8 protein-coding genes are annotated in these 7,844 nt (G+C 68.3%); all 8 read left to right on the top strand.

Going from position 1 to position 7,844, the window contains the following annotated elements; all coding sequences use genetic code 11:
* Nucleotides 1–2,016: heavy metal translocating P-type ATPase (locus V3572_RS06620; RefSeq protein WP_332110194.1), on the top strand; the 2,016-nt coding region annotated here is incomplete at its 5' end.
* A gap of 111 nt (nucleotides 2,017–2,127) precedes the next feature.
* Nucleotides 2,128–2,445 carry a heavy-metal-associated domain-containing protein gene (locus V3572_RS06615; protein WP_332110193.1) on the top strand — a complete coding sequence of 106 codons (318 nt, stop codon included), beginning with the start codon at nucleotides 2,128–2,130 and terminating at the stop codon, nucleotides 2,443–2,445.
* Nucleotides 2,446–2,457: 12 nt separating this feature from the next.
* Nucleotides 2,458–3,687, top strand: coding sequence for a hypothetical protein (locus tag V3572_RS06610; RefSeq protein ID WP_332110192.1), 1,230 nt, complete (start codon nucleotides 2,458–2,460; stop codon nucleotides 3,685–3,687).
* A gap of 69 nt (nucleotides 3,688–3,756) precedes the next feature.
* On the top strand, nucleotides 3,757–4,173 hold the full coding sequence (locus tag V3572_RS06605; RefSeq protein WP_332110191.1) for a hypothetical protein: 417 nt from the start codon (nucleotides 3,757–3,759) through the stop codon (nucleotides 4,171–4,173).
* 120 nt (nucleotides 4,174–4,293) lie between these two features.
* The gene (locus V3572_RS06600; RefSeq protein WP_332110190.1) at nucleotides 4,294–4,599 is read left to right on the top strand and encodes a YtxH domain-containing protein; all 306 of its coding nucleotides are present in this window, start codon (nucleotides 4,294–4,296) and stop codon (nucleotides 4,597–4,599) included.
* A complete protein-coding gene (locus tag V3572_RS06595) occupies nucleotides 4,583–4,813 on the top strand; it encodes a hypothetical protein (RefSeq protein ID WP_332110189.1) in 231 nt (76 codons plus the stop codon). Before V3572_RS06600 ends, V3572_RS06595 begins: the two co-directional genes overlap by 17 nt.
* Entirely contained in the window at nucleotides 4,810–6,969 is a 2,160-nt protein-coding gene (locus tag V3572_RS06590; protein ID WP_332110188.1) for a heavy metal translocating P-type ATPase, read from the top strand. The genes V3572_RS06595 and V3572_RS06590 overlap by 4 nt, the downstream gene beginning before the upstream one ends.
* A complete protein-coding gene (locus tag V3572_RS06585; RefSeq protein ID WP_332110187.1) occupies nucleotides 6,963–7,682 on the top strand; it encodes a FeoA family protein in 720 nt (239 codons plus the stop codon). Before V3572_RS06590 ends, V3572_RS06585 begins: the two co-directional genes overlap by 7 nt.
* Nucleotides 7,683–7,844 lie beyond the last annotated feature (162 nt).

The raw sequence follows: 7,844 nt of genomic DNA, 5'->3' as shown, positions 1-7,844 counted from the left end.
GTGCCCGCGCCGAAACGCCCGCCGCGGGCCGTAGACGCGGCCCCATCCCTCCCGGCCTGCGCCTGCGGCTGCCCGGAAAAGAAAAACCCCGGGGTGGGCCGCCAGTTGGTGCGTTTTTTGTCCCTGACCGGGGTCATGGGCTACGTCTTCGTCCGGGAGGTGCTGCTCAAATCCGCCGTGGCCCAAACCCTGATCTCGCCCCTGGGCCTGGCGGCCCTGATCGCCGCCGCGCCGCTTCTGCGCGAGTCGGTGCGCCACGCCCGGCAAAAGCGCTTCACCATGGAGGGTTTTTTGGCCGCCGGGTGCATGGCTGCGGCTGCGGCCGGACAGGCGGTCACGGCCCTGGAGATACTGTGGATCCACAGCGGCGCGGAGACCCTCAAGGCCTTCATCGCCGAGCGTTCCCGGCGCTCCATCTCGGCCATCCTGGATCTCACGGCCAAAAACACCTTCATCCTGGCTGGCGAGGTGGAAGTGGAGGTGCCCGTGTCGGCGGTCAGGCCGCGCGACATCGTGGTCCTGCACACGGGCGAAAAAATCTCCGTGGACGGGCTGGTGGTCTCGGGCGAGGCCCTGGTGGACGAATCCCCCATCACCGGCCGGGCCGAACCCGAACACCGCACAACCGGCGACAAGGTGTTCGCCGGGGCCTACGTGCGCCAGGGCATCCTCCATGTCCGGGCCGAATGCGTGGGCGACGGCACCTATCTGGCCCGGATCATGCGTCTGGTGGAAGACTCCCTGGAAAACAAGGCCGACATCGAGTCCACGGCCGACGACCTGGCCCGCCGACTCTTGAAAATCGGCATGTGGTCCACCCTGGGCACGCTTGTCCTGACCGGCAGCCTGTGGCGGGCCTTCACCGTGCTCTTGGTCATGGCCTGCCCCTGCGCCACAGTGCTGTCGGCCTCGACCGCCGTCAGCAGCGCCCTGGCTGCGGCGGCCAAACGCGGCATCCTCATCAAGGGCGGCCGCTACCTGGAAGAGGTCGGCAAGGCCGAGGTGGTCTGCTTCGACAAGACCGGCACCCTGACCACCAACCAGCCGCGCATTGAGGAGATCCTGAACTTCTCCGGCCTCTCCGAGGACGAGTTGTTGCTGTGGGCCTATTCGGCGGAGATGCACAACCACCACCCCCTGGCCCTGGCCATCAGGCACGAGGCGGTCTCCCGGGGCATCGACCCCCTGTCGCACATCGAATGCGATTTCACCCTGGGCAAGGGGGTCAAGGCCACCATCGGCCACGACGTCATCCGCCTGGGCAACCAGCGTTACCTCGACGAATCCGGCATCGCCACGTCCCAGGTGCAGACGCGGGTCCAGCCCCTGGCCGACCGGGGCCTGACGGTCATCTACCTGGCCAAAAACGACACAGTGCTGGCCGCCCTGGGATTCGCCAACGAGCTTCGGCCCGACGCGGAAACGACCGTGGCCGAGCTTACCCGCACCGGCGTGTCCCAGGTGGCCCTGGTCACCGGGGACACGGAAAATACCGCCCTCACCCTGTGCCGGACACTTCACATCGACCAGTGCCGCCACAGCGTGCTGCCCGAGCAGAAGGCGGACATCGTGCGCGAACTCCAGGACGGCGGCCGCCGGGTGATCATGGTCGGCGACGGCATCAACGACGCCCTGGCCCTGGCCGAGGCCGACATCGGCATCGCCATGAGCGCCGGGGGCTCGGATGTGGCCATCGAGGCCGCCGACATCGCGTTGGTGAAGGACGATCTGGCCGACATCCTCTACGTGCGGGACTTAAGCCGCCAGACCCTGCGCGTGGCCCGCCAGAACTTCTGGATCGCCACCTCCACCAATCTGGGCGGAGCCCTGGCCGGGGCCCTGGGGCTTTTGTCGCCGGTCGCCGCCGGGCTCATCCATATCGTGCACACCCTGGGGGTTTTGACCAACTCCTCCCGGCTTCTGGCCCACCGCCCGCCCGCCCTGGCCCTGGCGGCCGATTCGGCCGCTGCGACACCGGCCATGCAGGGTGATCCCCTCGTACGTCTGAAGGAATAAATGAGAATGGAACCTACTTTCACTTGCATGGAAAACGCGGCCCTTCCCGAATCTGCCCGGGCCAGGACGGACCAGGACGGAAAGACAGGCGGCGTAGGGGCGCACACGACCATGCCTCTCCAAGAGATGGTGGAACTGCGGCGGTTCATCACCGTGGCCCATCATGTGCCCGGACGCATCCGGCTCAAAATCGATCCGGCCGTCCGGTCCCACCCCAAGGCCATGGCCCTGGCGGCCCTGGCCGAAAAGGGCGACGGCGCGATTCGCGCCCAGCTCAACGTTCTGGCCCGGTCCCTGGTCCTGGAATACGACCCGGATCGCATTGACCCCAGGCGCCTGGAGGATTTTTTCACCGTGGCCGACCCGCAGGAAGCGGCCGGGCTGGCGAAAGATCTGTCCGGGGCCTTCGGCCTGACACCCAACGCGTAGAGGAGATCGAGAATGGAAAACACACCGTATCAGGAAGGGAACAGCCCGGCCTACGCCGCCTCCGGCATGCCCATGCCCGCAGGCGTCCAGGCCGGATATGCGCCCGGAATGGAGACTGGCGGCTTTGCCGCGCCTGCCGGTTCCGCTGGCCAGTTCGGAGCGACGCTGCAAGGCGCCGCCATGGCTTCCGCCGCCGAACCCTGCGCCGAACCCAGCGCCGAGACTGACGAGGGGCAAAACAAGCACCAGTACATGGGCCAGAAACCGGCCCAGAGCCCAGTCCAGGAGGCGGCCCCGCCTGCCCCCGAGGCCCCCCAGGGTTACGCCGCCCAGGGCCCCAGCGGCTATGCCAAGGGATATTTCCAGCCTGCCCCGGGCCAGCCCGAGGCCCCGAAACCCCAGGCTGCGCCGGGCGCTCCGGCCGGGCATGTTTGCTCCTGCGGCGACCATGAGGCCCCGCAGGCCCCGGGCGCGCCGTACGCCGCCCCCCAGGGACCGCAGTACGCCGCTCCCCAGGGACCGCAGTACGCCGCTCCCCAGGGACCGCAGTTCGCCCCTCAGCAGGGCGCACAGCATGCCGCGCCGCAAGGACCGCAGTATGCTCCCCAGCCGGGCGCGCAATACGGCCCCCAGTATGCCGCGCCGCAAGGACCGCAGTATGCCGCGCCGCAAGGACCGCAGTATGCCGCCCCTCAGGGCCCGCAGTACGCCCCCCAGCCCGGCGCCCCATACGCTGCGCCCCAGGGACCGCAATACGGCCAGCAGTACGCCGCTCCCCAAGGGCCGCAGTATGCTCCCCAGTTCGGCCCGCAGTATGCCTCTCCCCAGGGGCCGCAGTTCGCCCCCGGGCCGGAGGCCGCCGCACCCCACGACCATGAAGAAGGCGAGGGCAAAAAGGGCCACTGCCACGGCGGCCACGAGGAGCAGGCGCAGCAGGCCCAGCCCGGCTTTTTCGGTTTTCCCGGCTTCGGCGGGTTCGCCGGCGCCGCGGGTTCCCCCAGCGAAGATCCCAAGCACCTGGAATACCGCTACGGACAGATGATCGAGCTGTGCAACGACATCATGCAGGGCAAGGCCGATCCCTCCAAGATCGCCGCCTTTTTGACCTCCACCGGAGCCCATTTCTGGAAAGGGGCCGTGGTGGGCGCGGCCGTGACGTTTCTGCTCACCAACAGCGCCGTAAAGTCCGCCCTGGGCGACACCTTCTCGGCCGTTTTCGGCGCGGCAAAGGGCGGCGAATAGCCGGAACTCCCAACCATCGGCAGGCCCCCGGGCCGCGCCGCAAGCAACCAGTAAAAAAGGAACCTCGCCATGCATATCCAGCAGAAGGAACAGACCTATCCCCTGCGTCAGACCGCCCTGCCCGTGGGGGCCATCACCGCCATGGGCGCGGCCGGGGCCATCATCGGCGGCACCGTGGCCGCCGCCAAGGATCTGCGCCAGGTCAAGGAAGGCGACATGACCCGCGAGGCCGCCGCCGGACACATCCTCAAGGAGGCCCTGGGCAGCGGCCTGGCCACCGCCGTCGGGGCCGTGGCCGGAACGTTTTTCCGCTCGGGTGTCCTGGGCCTGGCGGCCATGGCCGTGGTGGGCGTGGGAACCAAGTATCTCTACGACGGCGTGGCCGGGCTGGCCGCCGAAAAGGCCAAGTCGGCCGCCAAGACCGTGGCCAAGACCACGACCAAGGCCGCCGCCAAGGCGGAGACCGCGAAACCGGCCAAGGCGTAGCGCCGCGACCGGAAACGCCGCCCGGCGCTTTCGGACGCACAAGGCATGGTCTGACGCGGCCAGCCGCCTGCCGTCCGCCGTATCCGGCCGGTTGCAGCCGCACAAAAGGAGCGTACACGCATGTCCCATACCTCGAAATATCCCCCTGACGGCGGATATCCCACGTCTACGAACACGGCGGGCTATCCGGCTGCCGGCGCCCTTACCCAGGGCTGGTTCGCCGTCTCCGATCCCGGCTACATCAAGGGCGCCCTGCTCGGCGCGGGCCTGACCTACATCCTGACCAACCAGAAGGTGCAGCGCGCCCTGGTCAAGGGCGTGGTGACCGTTTGGACGGCGGTCCAGGGCGGCATCGAAGAGGTCAAGGAACAAATCCACGACGTCAAAGCCGAAATGAGCATGAAAGGCGATGCAGACAAAACCTGACACCATACGCGCCAAGCGTGAACTGGCCAAGGTCGGCATGGCCGTCTCCCTGGGCACGCTCCTGGCCACGGGTTTCATGGAACGCATGGGCGGCCAGTCCGGGCAGGCGGTGCGCAATGTGCATCTGGCCTCCGGACTGGCGCTTGTGGGCTTCTCCTACTGGCATTGGAGCCTGTACCAACGCAACACCGATTCCCGGGGACATCGCGCATGAGAAAAACTCCCGAACGCATGGCCGTCGGGACAAACGTGGGCCGCTTCCGGGCGGCCCACGTCCTGCCCCGCCGGGTCCGGTTCACCTCGCCGATTTTTGACGATCCCGGATTTGACGGCGCCTATTTCCAGGCCCTGGTGGAGGCCGTGCCCGGGGTGGACGAGGCCCGGGTCAATGTCCGGGGCAGGGCCCTGGTGGTGGCCCATGACGGCCGCGCCGACACCTGGGACCGCCTGGCCGCACGGCTTGGCGACATCCCGGCCGAGGCCTGGCGCGGCGGACGCCCGACCGAGTCGCGCATGACCCTGGGCGACGTGGGGTCCAAGGCCTTCATGACCCTGGCCGCTGGAACCCTGACCTATCCGGCCAGGGCCGCCGTGGGCTGGGCCCTGGGACTGCCGACCATCGCCGAAGGGGTCCACGCCCTGCTCACCCGGGGGCTCAAGGTCGAGGTGCTGGACGGGGCGGCCATCGCCCTGTCGCTTCTGCGCGGCCATTATTTCACGGCCGGGGCCATCACCACGCTTCTGGCCCTGGGCCGCTACCTGGAAGACAGCACGGAGAAACGCTCCACGGCCCTGCTCAAGGGACTTTTGCGCCCCCAGGCCGAGACCCTGTGGGTGGTGCGCGGCGGCGTGGAGGCCGAGATCCCGGCCGCCCAGGTCCAGGTGGGCGACGTGGTGGTCTGCGGGGCCGGGGAGCTCGTCCCCATCGACGGGGTGGTGTCCGAAGGCGAGGCCTCGGTCAACCAGAGCTCCATCTCCGGCGAGTCCGTGCCGGTTCACAAAAAACCCGGAGACGAGGTCATCTCCGGTTCCGTGGTTGAGGAAGGGCGACTTTTGATCGCCGTGGACCGGGTGGGCTCCGAGACCTCCCTGGCCCGCATCAGCCGGTTCATCGAGCAGTCGCTACGCAGCAAATCCAAGACCCAGACCAAGAGTTCCGAGCTGGCCGACAAGCTGGTCCCCCTGACCCTGTCCCTGGCCGGGATCAAGCTCCTCACCTCCCGGGACATGAACCAAGCGGCCTCGGTGCTCACCGTGGATTTCTCCTGCGCCGTCAAGCTGGCCAGCCCCGTGGCCGTGCGCTCGGGCATGTACGCCGCAGGCAAGGCCGGGGTGCTCTTAAAGGGCGCCTCCGCCCTGGACGCCCTCTACGACGTGGACACCATCGTTTTCGACAAGACCGGCACCCTGACCACGGGCGACATCGCGGTCACGGACCTGCTGCCCGCTGGCGGCCTGACCCCGGAGGAGCTGCTCTGCCTGGCGGCCGGGGCCGAGGAGCACTACGACCATCCCGTGGCCCGGGCCGTGGTGCGCGAGGCCAAGGCCAAAAATCTTCCCCTGCCGCCGATCAGCCGGGTGGACTTCATCGTGGCCCACGGCGTGTCGGCGGCCATCGACGGCAAAAACGTGCTGGTGGGCAGCCATCATTTCATCGCCGAGGACGAGGGCGTGCCCTGCCAGGACATGGACGAGGCGGCCCATACCCTGCGCAGCCAGGGCAAATCGCTATTGTACGTAGCCCGGGAAGGCGCCCTTGTAGGGCTGATCGCGCTTCGCGACGACCCCCGGCCCGAGGCCGGGGAGGTGCTCACCGCGCTCAAGGCCGCAGGCATCAGCCGGGTGGTGGTCTTGACCGGCGATCACCGGGAGACGGCCAACGCCCTGGCCCGGCAACTGCCCCAGATCGACGAGGTGCACTTCGAGCTCAAGCCCGAGGACAAGGCGGCCATGGTGGCCAAGCTCAAGGAATCGGGCCGCACGCTGGCCTACGTGGGCGACGGGGTCAACGACGCTCCCGCGCTTATGACCGCGCACGTGGGCATCTGCATGCCGAAGGGGGCGGATCTGGCCCGGGAGGCGGCCCAGGTGCTGCTTTTAAGCGAGAGCCTCTTCGCCCTGCCCGTGGCCAAGGAAGCGGCCATGCGCACCAACACCATCGTCAAGCGCTGCTTTTATTCCACCATCGGGCTCAATTCGCTGATCCTGTTTCTGGCCGGATCAGGGCTTTCGCCCCTGGCCTCGGCGCTCTTGCACAACGTGAGCACCGTGGGCATTCTGGGCTATGCGGCCGCAGCCGCCGGGCGTCCGCTTTCCGGCGCGAAACTGGCGGAGCTTTCGAGTCATTCCACCGAGGAGGCGGCATGTTGACCCCCCTGACCAAGGCCCCATTGGGGATTCCCATGGCCGTTGAAAAAGTCGTGGGCCGGGGTTTCGGCGAACGCATGGCCCGTTTGGGAGTGTTCGTGGGCACCACGCTCACCCGCCTGGGCGACGCCGTGAGCGTTTCGCCGGTCAAGGTGCGCGGGCCGCTGGGTGATGCGGTCTTAAGCGGCTCCTGGGCGGCCAAGATGGTGGTGCATTTGGACGACGACCGCCGCCTGCCGCTTCTGGAATGCTCCCCGGGCGAGACCGGCCATGTGGAGGGCATCACCGGCCAGGACCGGGTCGCCGAGTCCATGGCCGCCCTGGGCCTGACGGAAAACGACCGCATCACCTTCGTGCGCCGCCTGCCGCCCATGGCCTACAACGCCCTGGTGGACGGCAAGACCCGGGTGCGCCTGGGCGAAGGCATGGCCTCCAAGCTTCTGGGGCAGACCCCAAGCGGGCTGGTCCAGTTTTGCGGGGTGGGGGTGGACGAGGCGTTCACGGTCACGGTGATCCTGGCCGGGGAGAACGCCCGGCAGACCTTCGAATCCCTGGGCATCCGCCCCGGCACGCGGCTTGTCCTGCAAAACGTCACCGCCGGACAGGTCATGCGCCTGGCCCGGCACAATCCCGTGGTCTGCACCACCAGCGACGGACTGCGCCTGTATTTTCAGGAAAAAGACGCCGACCGGATCATGGTCGCGCCCCGGGAGTAGGCCCCGGGGCATCCCCAAAAATCACCCTACGGCCTCGCGTTCTCCCATGAGCGCGCATCAGCCCGCTTCTTGGCACGCCGTCCGTCGGCCGGAAAAACCGGCCCCGGGCGGCGGCCTGTCTTCCGCGCTGCGAGGTGCTCACCCCTGCCCCAAGCCCATGGG

Origin of the sequence: Desulfolutivibrio sp. (genome assembly GCF_036584575.1) — a bacterium.
GTDB lineage: Bacteria > Desulfobacterota > Desulfovibrionia > Desulfovibrionales > Desulfovibrionaceae > Desulfolutivibrio.
This window is presented reverse-complemented; position numbering and strand designations above follow the sequence as displayed.

Coding starts and splice junctions, on each gene's coding strand:
- V3572_RS06600 (WP_332110190.1), top strand. CDS start 4,294: ATGTCCCATACCTCGAAATATCCCCCTGACGGCGGATATCCCACGTCT.
- V3572_RS06610 (WP_332110192.1), top strand. CDS start 2,458: ATGGAAAACACACCGTATCAGGAAGGGAACAGCCCGGCCTACGCCGCC.
- V3572_RS06605 (WP_332110191.1), top strand. CDS start 3,757: ATGCATATCCAGCAGAAGGAACAGACCTATCCCCTGCGTCAGACCGCC.
- V3572_RS06615 (WP_332110193.1), top strand. CDS start 2,128: ATGCCTCTCCAAGAGATGGTGGAACTGCGGCGGTTCATCACCGTGGCC.
- V3572_RS06585 (WP_332110187.1), top strand. CDS start 6,963: ATGTTGACCCCCCTGACCAAGGCCCCATTGGGGATTCCCATGGCCGTT.
- V3572_RS06595 (WP_332110189.1), top strand. CDS start 4,583: ATGCAGACAAAACCTGACACCATACGCGCCAAGCGTGAACTGGCCAAG.
- V3572_RS06590 (WP_332110188.1), top strand. CDS start 4,810: ATGAGAAAAACTCCCGAACGCATGGCCGTCGGGACAAACGTGGGCCGC.